11 protein-coding genes are annotated in these 14,684 nt (G+C 61.3%); 3 read left to right on the forward strand and 8 right to left on the reverse strand.

Annotation, left to right across the window (positions count from 1 at the left end):
• Window positions 1–59 precede the first annotated feature (59 nt).
• Together H6650_03105 and H6650_03110 are read left to right on the forward strand one after the other, a co-directional pair.
• Entirely contained in the window at window positions 60–2,075 is a 2,016-nt protein-coding gene (locus H6650_03105) for a hypothetical protein (protein ID MCB8950980.1), read from the forward strand.
• Window positions 2,076–2,115: 40 nt separating this feature from the next.
• Window positions 2,116–2,865, forward strand: a complete 750-nt coding sequence (locus tag H6650_03110) for a PIG-L family deacetylase (GenBank protein ID MCB8950981.1) — start codon at window positions 2,116–2,118, stop codon at window positions 2,863–2,865.
• Window positions 2,866–2,932: 67 nt separating this feature from the next.
• On the opposite strand, the gene H6650_03115 is transcribed toward H6650_03110, so the two are convergent.
• From H6650_03115 to rplS, 6 genes are all read right to left on the reverse strand, one after another.
• A complete protein-coding gene (locus H6650_03115; protein MCB8950982.1) occupies window positions 2,933–6,010 on the reverse strand; it encodes a hypothetical protein in 3,078 nt (1,025 codons plus the stop codon).
• A 132-nt stretch (window positions 6,011–6,142) separates the two neighbouring features.
• Window positions 6,143–8,620, reverse strand: coding sequence for an AAA family ATPase (locus tag H6650_03120; protein MCB8950983.1), 2,478 nt, complete (start codon window positions 8,618–8,620; stop codon window positions 6,143–6,145).
• Between the two features lie 239 nt (window positions 8,621–8,859).
• Window positions 8,860–9,294: a pyridoxamine 5'-phosphate oxidase family protein gene (locus tag H6650_03125; GenBank protein MCB8950984.1), complete on the reverse strand. Its 435-nt coding sequence runs from the start codon at window positions 9,292–9,294 to the stop codon at window positions 8,860–8,862.
• A 185-nt stretch (window positions 9,295–9,479) separates the two neighbouring features.
• Window positions 9,480–10,295 carry a glutamate racemase gene (murI, locus tag H6650_03130; GenBank protein ID MCB8950985.1) on the reverse strand — a complete coding sequence of 272 codons (816 nt, stop codon included), beginning with the start codon at window positions 10,293–10,295 and terminating at the stop codon, window positions 9,480–9,482.
• A complete protein-coding gene (locus H6650_03135) occupies window positions 10,295–11,176 on the reverse strand; it encodes a gamma-glutamyl-gamma-aminobutyrate hydrolase family protein (GenBank protein ID MCB8950986.1) in 882 nt (293 codons plus the stop codon). Before H6650_03135 ends, murI begins: the two co-directional genes overlap by 1 nt.
• Window positions 11,177–11,441: 265 nt before the next feature.
• A complete protein-coding gene (gene rplS, locus H6650_03140) occupies window positions 11,442–11,795 on the reverse strand; it encodes a 50S ribosomal protein L19 (GenBank protein ID MCB8950987.1) in 354 nt (117 codons plus the stop codon).
• An 869-nt stretch (window positions 11,796–12,664) separates the two neighbouring features.
• On the opposite strand from rplS, the gene H6650_03145 reads away from it, so the two are divergent.
• Window positions 12,665–13,228 (forward strand): transposase, encoded by a 564-nt coding sequence (locus tag H6650_03145; protein MCB8950988.1) that lies wholly within the window; start codon window positions 12,665–12,667, stop codon window positions 13,226–13,228.
• Between the two features lie 9 nt (window positions 13,229–13,237).
• Here the strand turns inward: H6650_03145 and H6650_03150 are convergent, their stop codons facing one another.
• A complete protein-coding gene (locus H6650_03150) occupies window positions 13,238–13,528 on the reverse strand; it encodes a hypothetical protein (protein MCB8950989.1) in 291 nt (96 codons plus the stop codon).
• Between the two features lie 85 nt (window positions 13,529–13,613).
• Window positions 13,614–14,612, reverse strand: a complete 999-nt coding sequence (locus H6650_03155) for a class D sortase (protein MCB8950990.1) — start codon at window positions 14,610–14,612, stop codon at window positions 13,614–13,616.
• Window positions 14,613–14,684 lie beyond the last annotated feature (72 nt).

A 14,684-nucleotide genomic window follows, 5' to 3' on the forward strand; every position in this document is an offset into this window, starting at 1 on the left:
GGTATGAGGTATGAGGTATGAGGTATGAGGGGTTAGGTGTGAGAGGTGAGAGGCGGGGTGTGCGTCGTTTTTTTCATACCTCATACCTCATACTTCCTACCTTCCTCCTGCTGGCGTGGCTTTATGGCGACGTGATCCGGCTGCCGTTTTATTTTGACGACTTGAACCAGGTTCCTTATGCCGGCACGCACACCCTCGCGCAAATCTGGACCGCCGACGCCGGCTCCGCCTACTATCGCCCCCTGGGCAGCGCCATCTGGCACATCGCCTACCGCTGGTGGGGCGCGGGCAGCGCCGCCTGGCTGCACGCCCTCAACGGACTGCTGCACGGGATCAATGGCTTGCTGCTGGCCTGGTTAGGGGAGATGCTGGCCACGGGCCGGCCGCGTCCGCGGCTCAGCTGGCGCGGCGCGCTGGCCGCCCTCCTTTTCTGGCTCTATCCATTCAGCTATCAGGCCGTGCCCTGGATTGGCGCGTTGTTTCATCTACTGGTGACGACGCTCGTCCTCGCCAGCCTCCTCTGCTATTGCCTGGCGCGCCTTACCGGGCGGCGCGCCTGGACCCTCGTGGGGTTGGCGTGCGCGCTGCTGGCCCCTTTCACGCATGAGAATGGCCTGCTCATTCCCCTCCTGGTGGGGCTTGTGGTCTGGACGCAGCGCCAACCGGCGCGGCGGGTCGTGCGCGATGGCTTGCTCTGGAGCGCGCCCGCCGTGGTCTGGCTCCTGGTTCGCCTGTTCTTCGTCAGCGCCGGCCCTGCCCTCCTGCGCCTGAATAATGCGGAGACGTTGTTCCAAAATGCCGCTTACTTCGCCCAGGGCGTTGGTTATCCGCTGACGGCCGTGGGCGGCTGGTTGCGGGATCGGTTTGGCCTCAACGATTTGCTGCTGGCGCTGGTGCTGACGGCGCTGGCGTTGGCGCTGGCGGCGGCGGCGCAGCGCCGCGGGGGGCGGGCGGTTCTCTGGTCGTGGGGATGGGCGGCGGTGGCGGTGATGCCGGCACTTCCCTTCCTCAGCTTCAATTATGTGATCAGTGGTCCGCGCTTGTTGATGTTGGCGAGTGCCGGCATTTGCTGGCTCTGGGCCGACGTTTTCGTCCGCCTTGCCGGAACCTGGACCACCTCCCGACTGCGTTGGAGCGCGACAGCCGTCCTCTGCCTGCTGCTTTTGGGGCAAAACGCCCTCTTTGTGCGCCAGCGCGTGCGCCAGCACGACTTGCTGGGCAGCGCCGTGCGCCAGGCGGTGCGGCAGGTGCAAGCCGCCAACGCCGCCGGCCACTCCGCCTACGTGCTGAATATGCCCAGTTGGATGGCCGCCCGCCGCACCGTTTATCCCCTGGGGCACGAGGGCATCACCTTTCTCCCCGATTACATCCCGTCGGCGGATCTGCTGCGGGCGCAGGTGGACGAGCCGCTGCAAGTGGAACTGCTCACCTATGCCGACCTGAAGCCGGAAATGCCGTATTACTACGAGGCGGCGGGTGGTGGGTTGGATTGGCCGCGCCTGAATGCGGAAGGGGGCGCGTTCTTTCTCACCACGTTCGCGCCCACGGCGATGACGGTGCGGGAAGTGGGCGTCATCGGGGCCGCCGCCGCGCCCGATGACGCGCCCGATGACGCGCCCGATGACGCGCCCGATGACGCGCCCGATGACGCGCCCGATGACGCGCCCGATGACGCGCCCGCGGCTGTTTTTACCGGTCCGGCAGGGGGGACCGTCCATCTTGCGGGGACGGCGGTCTGGGATGGCGCGGCGGTGACGGTGACGTTGTCCTGGCGCGCGGCCGGCGCGGTGACGGCGGCAGCGTCGATTTTTGTCCATGCGGTGGACGCGAGCGGGCAGTTGGTGGGACAGGGGGATGGTTGGGCGATTGCCGGCATTTATCCCCCCACACTCTGGCCGCCCGAAACCATCATCACCGACGTGCGCTACATCCCCCTTGTCGATCCCCCCGCCGCCATCCGCGTCGGCCTCTACAATCCCGTCGGCGGTGCGCGTTGGCCTGCCCACACCCCCGCCGGCCAACCCTGGCCCGATGACGCCCTGCTCATCCCCGTGGGCCAAAAACCCGGTTTCTGAGAAGAAATCGGGTCTTCGATGAACAGCCGGGTTTTTAGAAATGAAGAAATACGACGCTATCTACCTTTCCCCCCATCTGGACGACGCCGCGCTCTCTTGTGGTGGACAAATCGCGGCGCAGACTCGTGCCGGCAAATCCGTCCTCATCGTCACCATCACCGCCGCCGATCCCCCGCCTGGCCCCCTCTCCGACTTTGCCCAACTGCTGCACCAGCGTTGGGAAACCGCCGCCAATGCCGTCGCCATCCGCCGCGCCGAGGACGTGGTCGCCGCCGCTGCCCTGGGCGCGGATTACGCCCATTGGGAATTTTATGACTGCATCTATCGCCGCGCCGAGGACGGCCAGCCCCTCTATCCCACCTGGAATGACGTGATCGCGCCGCAATTTGCCGCCGCCGACCACCCCCTCGTCGCCACCCTTGCCGCCCGGATGTCGCAATTGCCTGCCGCGGCGCTCATCTACGCCCCGTTGGCCGTTGGTAGGCACGCCGACCACCAGATCACCCGCGCCGCCGCCGAAATGTGGGCCGGCTCCCGCCTGCGCTACTACGAAGATTACCCCTACGTGGCCGCGCCCGGCGCGCTGGCCGCCGTCATTGGCGAGGCGCCGGGCTGGCAACCCACCGTCATCCCCCTCACGCCCGCCGACCTGGACGCCAAATACGAATCCATCTGGGCCTACACGTCCCAGATCAGCACGTTCTTTCAGGACCGGGCCGAGCTGGAAGAAAAAGTAGGCGGCTACGCCCGGCAGGTGGGCGGCGAGCGGTGGTGGCGAAAAACCGGATAGTCAGGTTGAGACCCTTCCGTAGAAAATTGGTCCAATCTGGCTTAGCCGTTACGTCGCTAGACTGGAATCAAGGTAGCGACACCATTTGCAGCAGCACGGTATCGTTCCCGTCGGGTAGTTGTAGGCGCGCGCCGCTGTCCGGGTCGTAGAGGCCGGTGATGAGCGTGTAGGAGCCGGGGGGCAGGTCGGGCGGCAGCGGCAGCAGGTGGTCGTCCAGGACCACTTCGCCCGGCAGCCAGCCGGTCGTGGGGCGGCCCCAACTCGCCGGCTCCCCATCCGATTGCGCCACAATCCCCCCCGCCGCGTCCCGCAAATGCACAAAAACGCGGTAACTGACGGACGTCTCCGCCAGGCTACGCCATGCCAGCCGCACGCGCAGCCCATCCGCTGCCTGGACCACATCCGCGCCTAGCAGTTCGGCTACCTCTCCCAGCGGGGCGTTGGTCTGGATGGACAGCGGCGGCAGCGTGTACGACCGCTCCGGCGCGGTGATCGTCACCGTGCCCACGCTGACGGGCGGCTGTCCACCCCATTGCGCCTGCCAGGCGTAGTCGCCGCCGACAAGGGTTGCCGGAAAACGCAGCACCGTCTCACTACGCAGGCGGTCGCCATCGCGCCACTGCGACGGTTCGTACAGCGGCACGACGGGGCGGGTTAAGGTCCAGGCGGTGGCTCCGTCGGCGGCCACGAGGCTGAGGGTGAAGGCGTTGTCCGCCGCGCGGGCTACCTGCCACAGGAGCGCCACGCGCGCGGGGTCGCCGGGGCGGGCGGCGGTGCGATCCAGGCGGCTGCCCAACAAGGTCAGACCCGCTGCCGCGGGCGGCGGCGTCAAGGGTTGTAGGCCCGGTTCCGGGGGGCGGCTGCCATTGGCCGGGCGCAGCACGCGCACCGTGGCCATCGTGTGCGCGGCCACCGTTTGCCCCGTGTCGCGCCGCACCAACCCCATTTGCACCTGGTAGAGGCCGGGCGGCGCGCCGTCGAGCAGGTGCAGCTCGAATGGCTCCAGGCGGTAGCCATTCAGCGGCCAGGGATCGGGACCGATAAAGCGCCAGTCGCGCGGGCGGCCGGTATCGGGCGTTTCCCAGGGGATGCCGTTTTCGTCAACGATGTGGACGCCGAAATCGTAGGGGAGGCCGATGGGTCGCTGCGCCTGCCAGTAGGTTTCCAGGTGGATCGTCTGCGCGGCATCCGGCAGCGAGGGGGAGAGAGTTACGCCCAGCAGGCGTACCTCGCCGGCAAAATCCAACGGGAGCATGTCGGGCACGCCCCACATGCCCGTGGGCGTCAGGCGGGACATGCGCAGCGGTGTGTCCACGTGGCCGACGAGCAGCCAGGCAGCCAGGGCGACGACACCAAGCGCCGGTGCCGATAGTGCGGATGATGGGGGCGTGGCTGGTGTGGCTGTGGCCGATGGCCGGGGCAGGCGGGGAAGGGCGAGGAAAAAGAGCGCGGGGAAGATGATCAACAGCGTTAGCCAGGAGATGAGGCTGCCCGCCTGGCGTGTGGGGGTTGTATCCCAGTAGAGGCGCAGTGTGTGTGTGCCGGCAGGAGCGTCTACCTGGATGAGGCCGTGCGGCTGGCCGGCGCGCAGGGGCCAGGGCTGACCGTCCAGCGTTGCCTGCCAGCCGGGGAAGTAGAACTGGCGATAGGTGAAGGTGGCGGGTTGCGCCGGCATGATCGTGTAGGTGGCGTCCAGGGGGTTTTGGGGGGCGCACTGTTGGGCTGTCTGGGCGCATTCGACCAGTCGATCCAGATAGTCCCCGCGCGCGAGGGCGCCCCGCGATGCGGTGGTGTCGGGCATTTCGGCGACGGTGCGCGGCAGGAATTCGCCCAGGGTGGTTGTGCCGATGAAGGAGGGGGGGGCTTCAAAGGCGGCCAGGTCGGCGAGGGTGGGGTTTTGGGGGAAGGGTTCCTGGGGCAAGAAGAGCCAGGGGGTGGCGGCGAGGATGATGAGGGCGGTGAGGGCGGCGGCGATGGTGGTTCCCTGACGCGCGGTGGACAGATGGGCTGTGCCGGCATTGACCAACCCCAACGCCAGCCAGGAAACGACGCCCAACAGTCGCCACGGGTACAGCGTCTGCCCCAGCAGCGGCACGGTGTTCCAGACAAAGGCGGAGGCGGGCGTGATCAGCCAGACGGCGACGAGTAGGAGGATGGCCCAGCCTGTCGCCAGCCATTGTTGCGTTTGATTGAGCCAGCGCCAACGCCAGCAGAGGCCCATGGCGGCCAGGAGCAGCGCCAACAGCGGCAGCGGGCGCACCACGGGGGGATTGAGCAGCGCGGGATCGACGGGCAGCATGGGCGCGGCGAACAACTCGCGCAGAGAGAGAAAGTTTTGCGCGATGCCGTATCCCTGGCTGATGCTCAGGTCCGCTTTCGTCGCGCCGATCTCCGCCAGCGTGGGCAGCCAGAAGAAGGCGGTGAGGCCGACGCCGAGGGCCAGCCCCAGCGCCGGACCGATGAGGGCGCGCCAGCCGTCCCGCCACGCCAGCCAGAGGAGCCACAACCCCAGGATGAGGAGGCTCTGGTAGGTGGCGGGGTAGTGGCTGAGGAAGATGGCGGCGAAGAGGAAGGGGAGGGCGGCGGTCCAGCGGCGGCTGCCGTGGGCGGCGTGCCAGAGGGCGAGGGTAAGGAAGGGGAGGAAGACGAGCGCCTGTGTTTCCGGCAGGCTGCCGCGTACGCCAACGTCGTAGAGGAAGTAGGGGCTGTAGACGTAGGTGAGTGCACCCAACCAGCCGCCGATGTGGTTGAAGAGGGTGCGGCCAAACCAGTAGGCGCCGATGGCGGCCAGCCAGTAGTGTAAGAAGACGACGACGCGGTAGGCGGCGGTGAGGGGCAGCCCTGTTTTGGCGATGAGGGCGACGCTCATGTGGGAGAGGGCGGGGAAGAAGTTGAAGACGGGGTAGCCGTAGCCGTGGACGAGGTCGGGGGACCAGCGGGGCCAGAGGTGGGGCCATTCCCAGACGCGCAGGAGGGCGAGGATGCGGTAGAGATGGGGGGCAAGGTCGTTGGTGCGGGGGATGGTGGCGGTGGCGAGGAAGGGGGAAAATGCCGGCACAACCGCCACCCCCAATCCGACCAACACAAGCAGCAACCTGATGAAGCGACGCCGACGCGACGTGGGTAAAGCAGATACAATGCGCATGTGGGTTGCGAGTGTATCTGCTTCCCCCGGCAGAAGTCAAGCAGCCGCGACAAAAAACGTCATCACAAAAAAGCCCGCCATTTCCGGCGGGCTTCTTATGAGGTTGGTTCTTAATGGGTGACCGAAGCGAATCTAACCTACGGCCATTTCGTCCAGCGGAGCCGTGATGGGCGTGACGACCTGGGAGTCAATCAGCTTAAACACCAGTTGATCCGCTTCCACGTCGATTAAAACGGTGTCGCCCTGCTTGAATTCCCCTTTGAGCATGCGTACGGAGAGGGGGCTTTCGACGTATCGCTGCAAGGCGCGCTTCAGCGGACGGGCGCCGAAATCTTTGTCGTATCCTTCGTGACCAAGCCAGACGCGGGCGGCGTCGCTGAGTTGAACTTGCAGGCCGTATTCGCTCAGGCGCTGGCGAATCTCTTTCAGTTGCAGGTCTACGATGCGGACGACATCCGCTTCGGAGAGGGGTTCGAAGATGATGATTTCGTCGATGCGGTTGATGAATTCGGGGCGGAAGGTGCGGCGCAGGGCGTCTTCGATGCGTTCTTGATTGGCGCGTTCTTCGGGGTCGCGCATGCCGGCAAAACCCAAAGCCCCCGACCGCTTCACAAAAGATGTGCCTACATTGCTCGTCATCACCACCACACAGTTGCGGAAATTCACCACCCGGCCCTGACCATCCGTCAGACGACCATCATCCAGCAATTGCAGCAGCGCATTCCACACATCCGGGTGCGCCTTCTCAATCTCGTCAAACAGCACCACACTGTATGGACGCCGCCGCACCTGCTCCGTCAACTGCCCCCCCTGTTCATAACCTACGTAGCCGGGGGGCGCGCCAAACAGACGGCTTACCGTGTGCTGCTCGCGGAACTCACTCATATCCACGCGGATGAGGGCCTCTTCGTCACCAAAAAGGAACTCTGCCAGCGCCTTCGCCAATTCCGTTTTGCCCACGCCCGAACTACCCAGAAAGATAAAAGACCCAATGGGGCGGCGCGGGTCGCTGAGGCCAGATCGGCTGCGACGGATGGCATCCGAGAGGACTTCCACGGCGCGATTCTGACCGATAATGCGCTCGTGCAGCCGTTCCTCCATATGCAGCAGTTTTTCCGCTTCCGTTTCGATAACCTGGTTAACGGGGATGCCCGTCCAGGAGGCGACTACCTCGGCAATGTCTTCCGCTTCTACATACTCATCCAGCTTGTTTTCCGCCTGCCAGCCGGTGCGCTCCTGATCGAATTCCGCCTCAAGTTGCAAGCGCTCCGCCCGCTTCAAGGCCGCGCGTTCATAATCCCGCGTCGTGTGCGCCTCTTCCTCTTCCATAATCAACGTGTCCAACTGCCTCTTCAGATCTTTCAGAGGTATGGGCAGCGTATGCAAAGCGACGCGCAGCTTCGCCGCCGACTCGTCCATCAGGTCAATCGCTTTGTCGGGGAGCTTGCGGTCCGTGACGTACCGATCCGACAGGCGGGCAGCGGCCACCAGCGCGTCATCGGAGTAGCGCACTTGATGGTGTGCTTCATACCGGTCGCGCAGTCCACGCAGCATCTCTATGGTGTCTTCCACGGAAGGTTCTTCCACGAAGATGGGGGCAAAACGGCGTTCCAGGGCGCTGTCTCGCTCAATGTATTGGCGGTATTCGTCCAACGTGGTAGCCCCAACGCATTGCAGTTCGCCACGTGACAAGGCGGGCTTCATCATATTGCTGGCGTCCATGGCCCCGCTGGCCGCGCCCGCGCCGACAACGGTGTGCAGTTCGTCAATGAACAGGATGATCTCGCCCTGGGCTTGCTGAATCTCTTCCATGGCGGCCTTCAAGCGTTCCTCGAATTCACCGCGGAAGCGGCTGCCGGCAATCATTGCCCCCAGGTCTAACGATACTACCTGTTTGTTGAGAAGATTCTCCGGCACATCGCTGTCGTTAATCTTCTGTGCCAGGCCTTCGACAATGGCCGTCTTGCCCACGCCTGCCTCGCCAATCAGCACAGGATTGTTCTTTGTGCGTCGGCTGAGGACCTGGATGACGCGCAAAATTTCGTCGTTGCGGCCAATAACGGGATCGAGTTTCCCTTCACGGGCGAACTTCGTCAGATTACGGCTAAACTTTTCCAGCGTTTTGTAGCGCCCTTCCGCCTGGCGGTCGGTGACCCGTTTGCCGCCGCGTAGGTCCTGCAAAGCCGTCATTACGCGCTCGCGCGTCACGTTGAACTCTTGCAAGATGCGGGCGGCGGGCGTGTTTCGTTCGCTGAGAATCGCCAGGAAAATGTGTTCGGTGGAAATGAATTCGTCTTTCAGACGAGTGGCTTCACCCTGCGCCAGTTCCAATACCGTGCGCAGACGGGGTGTGTAAAAGATTTGCCCCACTGCGCCACTGTAAACGGCGGCGCGCGGGGTGGTGCGCAGTTCTTCGTCGATGCGCGTACGCATGGCGTTGATCTCAACGCTCATTAGCTCCAGCATTTGTGGAACCGTGCCGCCTTCTTGTTCCAACAGCGCCATGAGGAAATGTTCTGTGTCCACCTGTGTCTGGCGATACCGCTGTACTATTTCCACGGAATGGGCTGCCGCATCCTGGGCACGTTCGGTAAATCTGTCATATCGCATTACGTAAGACCTCGTTATGATGATACTGTTCCCTCGGTGGCCGATTGGGGACCGGGGGCGCTGCCGCGTCACGATTTGCCGCCAGACGGCAACGGATGAGGAAGCCACTTGGTAGGCAATAGTTGTATGCTATCTCAGGAGAATTGGAATCGCGTAAGAAAGGGTGATAATGGCATGTTGGCTTCACGATCCACTCATGCGGGCCGCGGGCGGGCTGCACCGCACGGTTGGGGGGGTGTTTACAGGATGTGGATGCCTTCGTCGTCATAGCCATCTCCCCAGGCGAGTACTTTGTGGGGGGTGATTTCTACTAATCGCCAATCGTCGCTGTCATCGGACCGGAAATCCCATTCGTATTTATGCAGAAAATGCTCTGATACTTTTTCCGTGGTGTGACGGTTGGCGGCGTGGGCTTCGCCTTCGATGAGGACTACGTTGTAGGGGTCGGCGAGAGAGAGGGTGACGTTCTGGTTATAGCGCAGGTTGGTATATTTCTGGCTGAAGCTGCTGGTGGCCAGGTAGATTTTTTCGTCGTACCAAACGAACCATACGGGGGCCAGATGGGGGCGGCCATCGCGGCGCACCGTTGCCAGCCAGATGGTGGCTTCACGCCCGAGGCGCGCTTCAATGGCGCGCCAGCGGTCGAGGTTGCGTCGGGTGGGAGGTGATGGCATGAGACGGTTTCTCGCGGCGGCTTCGTGAATTGATGCATTCTAGACCGGTTGCTCTGTTTCCTGTTTGTGCGGCAAATGAGCGGGGTCCAGCCCAAAAAGGTCTTGTTGATGGAGATTATACTCAGGAGTGTCGAACAAATAAAATACGGATTGGCTCGCCTGGCGGTACGAATGGCCTTGTTGGATTAACTTGTGTTGAGGCGACCGCTTTTTGTCCAAAAGAGTGGGGCGGTGGGCAGCGCCGTCCCCAGTAGTTTTTGCGACAGTGCGGCAAAGGTGGGAGCGTCTCCGGTGGTGTATGCCTGGATGCGCCCGGGCATGGAGCTGTTTTGTGGCGTGCGCTGGCTTTGCAGGACGCGCATGACCTGGCGCACAACCGCGGGGGCGGGGTCAATGAGGGTGACGTTGGGGCCGGCCAGTGTTTGCAGTAGCGGGGAGACGAAGGGGTAATGGGTGCAGCCGAGGATGAGGGTATCGACGCCGGCGGCGAGCATGGGGGAGAGAATGGTTTGCAGCAGGGTTGCTGCTGCCTGGGTTTCTCCCTGTCCTGCTTCGATCAGTTCGACCAATCCGTGGCAGGGATTTTCATAGAGTTGTACGCCCTGGGCGTAGCGATGCATGAGGCTGGCGTAGCGCTGGCTTTCGAACGTGCCGGCAGTAGCCAGTACCCCTACTTTGCCGCTTTTTGTCATGGCGGCGCCGGGTTTGACGGCGGGTTCCATGCCGACGAAGGGGACGCGAGGGAATGTCTGGCGCAGGGTGGTGAGGGCGGCGGCGGAGGCGGTGTTGCAGGCGACGATGATGAGTTTGGCGTTCAGGTCGAGGAGGAATTGGGAAATGCCGGCACTAAATGCCTGAATCTCCGCCGCGTCCCGCCGACCATAGGGAACGTGAGCCTGGTCCGCCACATAGACAAGATTCTCTTGTGGCAGCAGTGCCCGCACATGCCGCAGCACTGACAGCCCTCCCACGCCTGAATCAAGAATGCCGATAGGATTCATTACCCGCTACTCATGACGGGGGTGTGTGCCCGCCCTGCGCCATTCCCATTGGTGAGGGCAGACGCGCTACCTGCTGCCGCGTTCACCAGCCCGGCAAACAGGGTCAGCATGGCCGGATCGTCCGCGATCAGGTTTTCGGGGTGCCACTGGACGCCCACGGCATAAGGATGACCGGGCACTTCGACGCCTTCGATCAGGCCATCCGGGGCCAGGGCTACCGCGTGTAGCTCCGCGGCCAGACGGTTGATGCCCTGATGGTGCAGGCTGTTGACGCGCGTTTGGGCGCGACCGATCTGGCGGTGGAGAAGGGAATCAGGGTGCAAATCGACGCTGTGCGCCAGGAAGTTGCGCGGCTGGATGCGATTGTAGTCGTGGGTGATGGCCTGGGGCATCATCATCTTCACGTCTTCCCACAGAGTCCCGCCTAGAGCGACGTTCAGGACCTGCGTGCCACGGCAAATGGTCAGCAGAGGCTTGCGCTGCGTGACGGCCTGGCGAGCCATGTATAGTTCAACCCGATCACGATCCTCATCAAATCCATACATTGTTTCCAGCATATGGCCGCCATAATATTGGGGTTCAATATCGCCGCCTCCGGGCAACAGCAGGCCGTCTATGCGGTTCAGGATGGCGGACAGGTCGCGTTCCGTGAGGCCCAATGGAATCATGACGGGCAGTCCGCCAACAGCCGTAATGGCGTCAATGTACGAGGGCATGAGGCCGAAGAGGTCAATTGGCGGCGACTGCTCCGATGTTTTGCGATAAGTGGTGCAGCCAATTAACGGTTTGATGCTCATACTGTTTTCCTCCGCGAAGATGATGGTGTGGGATGTGGTGAATGCCGGCAAAATGCCGGCATAGTGACAAGAAGTAGACGACATATACCGCGGCACGCCGTCCGACTGAGCTTACGCCGCGGCCCACAGCATGGACGGAAAAAGCCATGGATTTCGCGCATGACGCAGACTCTCATTTCATCCGTGTTTTTGCGCGTTCATCAGCGTCCTGTTTTCAAAGGAGCCATGACATGTGGTCCCGGTCATGTTGTCTGACTATCCACGATTATGCCCAAAAAGCAAAAAGGGTGAAAGCATTCACTTTCACCCTGAAGGATTTATCTGTTTCCAGGCACCGCCTGGGACCTGATCAACGCAGCCGTTTTTCGCGCAGACGGGCCGACTTGCCTGTTCGCTCACGCAAGAAATAAAGCTGGGCGCGCCGTACATGGGCGCTGCGATGAACCTCAATTTTCTCAATCAGTGGGGAGCGCAACAAGAAAGAACGATCAACGCCAATGCCATTGCTGGCTATACGGCGCACGGTGAAATTGGCGTTGTTGCCGGTATTGCGCAGGCGAATGATTGTGCCGCGCACAAGCTGGATACGTTCCCGTTTCCCTTCAACAATACGCAGATGGACGGTGACGTTGTCGCCGGGACGAATCTGCGGAATGCGTTCATTATCATCAATGTCAAAAGCGCGTAGTTGTAAATCAGACATGAGCTTAGCCTTTCAGGTCAGGTTGACTGTGCAAAAAAATAGTCCACCCAGAGGCAGGACTATTGAGGACAAATGATAGCACGCCGCCGCTGAACTGGCAAGCGTTTTGCGATAATTGGGTGCGCGGGGAAATTGTCGATGAGATAATAGGTGGCGAAGAGGGAAGGGTAACACCACAAATTAGCGTGGAGTGATTCGTGTCTGACAGCAAAGCAAAAAAGCAGTTCGCGCACCGACCAAACCTCCTCCGTCAAACCAGCCGCCATGGCTGGCGTTCCGTCCAAAGTAGCATGAACACGACAGAAATTGTACACACAACACCGCTTTCGCCCAACTGCCAAAGCCATCGGTCACCTTAGCAGGCGGGGTCGGCGCAGGTGCGGATGTGCCAGGTGTAGGCGTCGCCTATTCCATTTATTCAGCGGTCAGTTTCCATCCCCATTGTCTTAACCAGTTCTTTTGTGAATTCGTTAGAGGAGTTTGAGGCATGTGCTTCCATGTACCATCCGAGTTGAGCGCTCCGCCGTTAATGTGGACATGATCTTGTTCTTATGGCCCTAATCCAGGAGCAGCCCGTTCGATTCCCCTGGGAGCTTGTCCGCGGTTTACTTACTGGCGCATCTGATTACATGAGTTATGTACCAAGAACTGTTGTTCACCGACAAAATACGTGTGAGCAGTGGCAACAGTGAGATGTACATCGTTTGTCTGTGGGCTACGAAAGCAATGGCCCCCACGGTGCCCAGTTTCCAGGTTGCAGAACCCACCTGGTCGCCTGGTTTTGCGTCGGGTCGGATGGGTCGGGATAGGCGGTTTGCGTGATGGTCAACACCTGCGCGCCGGGGGCGTAGTCGTAGGCGGAAGCCCATTTGCGCCTGGTTGACAGTGCTCCCATCTCCATTTGTGCCTGCATGTGTGGCAGTCGTTGTCGCTCTATTCCGCTTGATGAGCGTGATGCATGGTTTGGTGTCTGCGCGAGCAAGAAAAGCAAGTTCTTTGGCCCGCGTTGCCATGTGACGACCACACTGGACCAGATGATTGATAGTTGGTTACTCGCGCCAGGGTCTTTCGATGACCGTAAACCCATGGCCGCCCTGTTGGAAGGTCGTCAAGGTCTAGGCGTGATCGGCGACAAGGGCTATGTTTCCCAAGACGTGGCTGACCGATTATTATGGGAAGACGCTGAGTACCTGCTATTAGTGCTCAAACGCGATAATCAAAAGGAGCAATGGCCTCCAGGCATCCAGAAGATACTGGGCTATCTACGCCATCGCGTGGAGACAGTTTTCAGTGTGCTGACAACTGTATTCTGTTTGGGGCGTCCCCAATTACGCTCGTTATCGGGGTCGATTAACCGCGTCACGACCAAGATTCTGGCTCATACCATGAGTTTTTTCCTGGCCGAGATTCTCACCTCGGAGCTTAGCAATTAGCGTAGTACCTTAACTGAGTACCAGATTTAGCGCGATCAGCAGGGCGAACATGGCCAGCGCCAGGAAGAAAATCCAGCGCAGGTCATGAATCACGTAGGCGTATTCTTGTCTTAGCTCTTCCACCGTCATCGTCTGACGCACGACTGTGTTGCGCCGCACACTGGCGCGGCGATTGACCGCCGTTGCCGGAGCCGCGGTCGAACGTGGGGGCGTAGACGCCGCCGTCGAGAGGGGGGATTGGGTTTCTGTTGCCACAGGCGGCGTGGCGCTGCGCACGCGGCGCACTTTCTTGTTACTCATAATGATATTGACCTCTTTTGCGTCTGGGATGATGCCTATCAGGCAACAAAAGTACAAGAACGCAGTATACTGCTTACGAGCAAATTCAACCAGTGTCGCCGACCGGCCCAGCCAGGTCGGCGTAAACGACAATGCGCTTGTCGTTGACCAAGTAGGGATAACAGGAAATGAGCGTGACACTGGGGTATGTCGTCGCGGCCATGACCGACACGTCTGTGGGAAGGACAACGTCAATCTGGCGCACGATGTAGCGATAAGACTGCCGTTCGGTGGAGATGATGATTTCGTCTCCTCGTTTGAGCTTGTCCAGATGGCGGAAAATTTCGCCATAGATGTCATTGTGCGCCGATAGCACCAGATTGCCTGTTTGCCCGGGTTGTGTCGAACCAATGTGTTGCCCGACCCCTTTCTTCAATTGCTCCCAGTCGTCCCCCTGGACAATGGGCTTGTCGATGTTTAAGGTGGGAATCTGGATACGGCGGGCTTGTTCTGGCCCAGGGGTGGGAATCGGCGGTGGGACGTAAGCATTGATGATGGGCAGTAGATGGTCGGGAATCGTGCCGGCCTCTCCCTGTTCGGGAGGTCGGCCTTCGATGGGGGGCTTGTGACCGCCGGGTAGAATAGCGACGCCAATGATAGGGGTAGGCGTGGCAGTGGGGAGGGCGAGTTCCTGGCTTTGTTGGTTTTGCAGTTGCGCCAGTTCCTGGTTTAGCTCCTGGCGTGTGTCCAGGAAGTTGAACACGAGGAAGAGGAAGGCGAAAAACGCGCCAATTTCCACCAGTACCAACGTTTTGTCGAAGACCCAGCGCAAGTTGAGGCGGCGTGCGGCGTTGGCAGGGGGGGAGGCGGGGAGGGGGGCGTCGTGATTGAGGGTGTAGCGACGCAGCGCGCCGGTGGCGTTGGGGAGAGGGGGGAGCAGAGGAGGCGGATCGGGATTGGGGGGAGGATGACCGGCGATTTCTACGATTCTGCCGGCATTCTTCAACCGCCGCAGCCGCTGCCGCCGTTGTGTATATTTCTTGCGATAGAGCGCCTCTTCCAGTTCGGATAGACTCAACTCATCGACCTTGCGCCGGTCACCCATGAACGCTCATACTCCTGGAACGTAACTTCTAAGCCGGATTGGACCAATTTTCTCCGGTGAAAATGGCCATCG

It is taken from the genome of Ardenticatenales bacterium (assembly GCA_020634515.1).
GTDB lineage: Bacteria > Chloroflexota > Anaerolineae > Promineifilales > Promineifilaceae > JAGVTM01.

Excerpts from the sequence above, each read along its gene's own strand:
- murI (MCB8950985.1), bottom strand. The coding sequence starts at position 10,295 with ATGAATCCTATCGGCATTCTTGATTCAGGCGTGGGAGGGCTGTCAGTG.
- H6650_03120 (MCB8950983.1), bottom strand. The coding sequence starts at position 8,620 with ATGCGATATGACAGATTTACCGAACGTGCCCAGGATGCGGCAGCCCAT.
- H6650_03115 (MCB8950982.1), bottom strand. The coding sequence starts at position 6,010 with ATGCGCATTGTATCTGCTTTACCCACGTCGCGTCGGCGTCGCTTCATC.
- H6650_03155 (MCB8950990.1), bottom strand. The coding sequence starts at position 14,612 with ATGGGTGACCGGCGCAAGGTCGATGAGTTGAGTCTATCCGAACTGGAA.
- H6650_03135 (MCB8950986.1), bottom strand. The coding sequence starts at position 11,176 with ATGTCGTCTACTTCTTGTCACTATGCCGGCATTTTGCCGGCATTCACC.
- H6650_03150 (MCB8950989.1), bottom strand. The coding sequence starts at position 13,528 with ATGAGTAACAAGAAAGTGCGCCGCGTGCGCAGCGCCACGCCGCCTGTG.
- H6650_03125 (MCB8950984.1), bottom strand. The coding sequence starts at position 9,294 with ATGCCATCACCTCCCACCCGACGCAACCTCGACCGCTGGCGCGCCATT.
- H6650_03110 (MCB8950981.1), top strand. The coding sequence starts at position 2,116 with ATGAAGAAATACGACGCTATCTACCTTTCCCCCCATCTGGACGACGCC.
- rplS (MCB8950987.1), bottom strand. The coding sequence starts at position 11,795 with ATGTCTGATTTACAACTACGCGCTTTTGACATTGATGATAATGAACGC.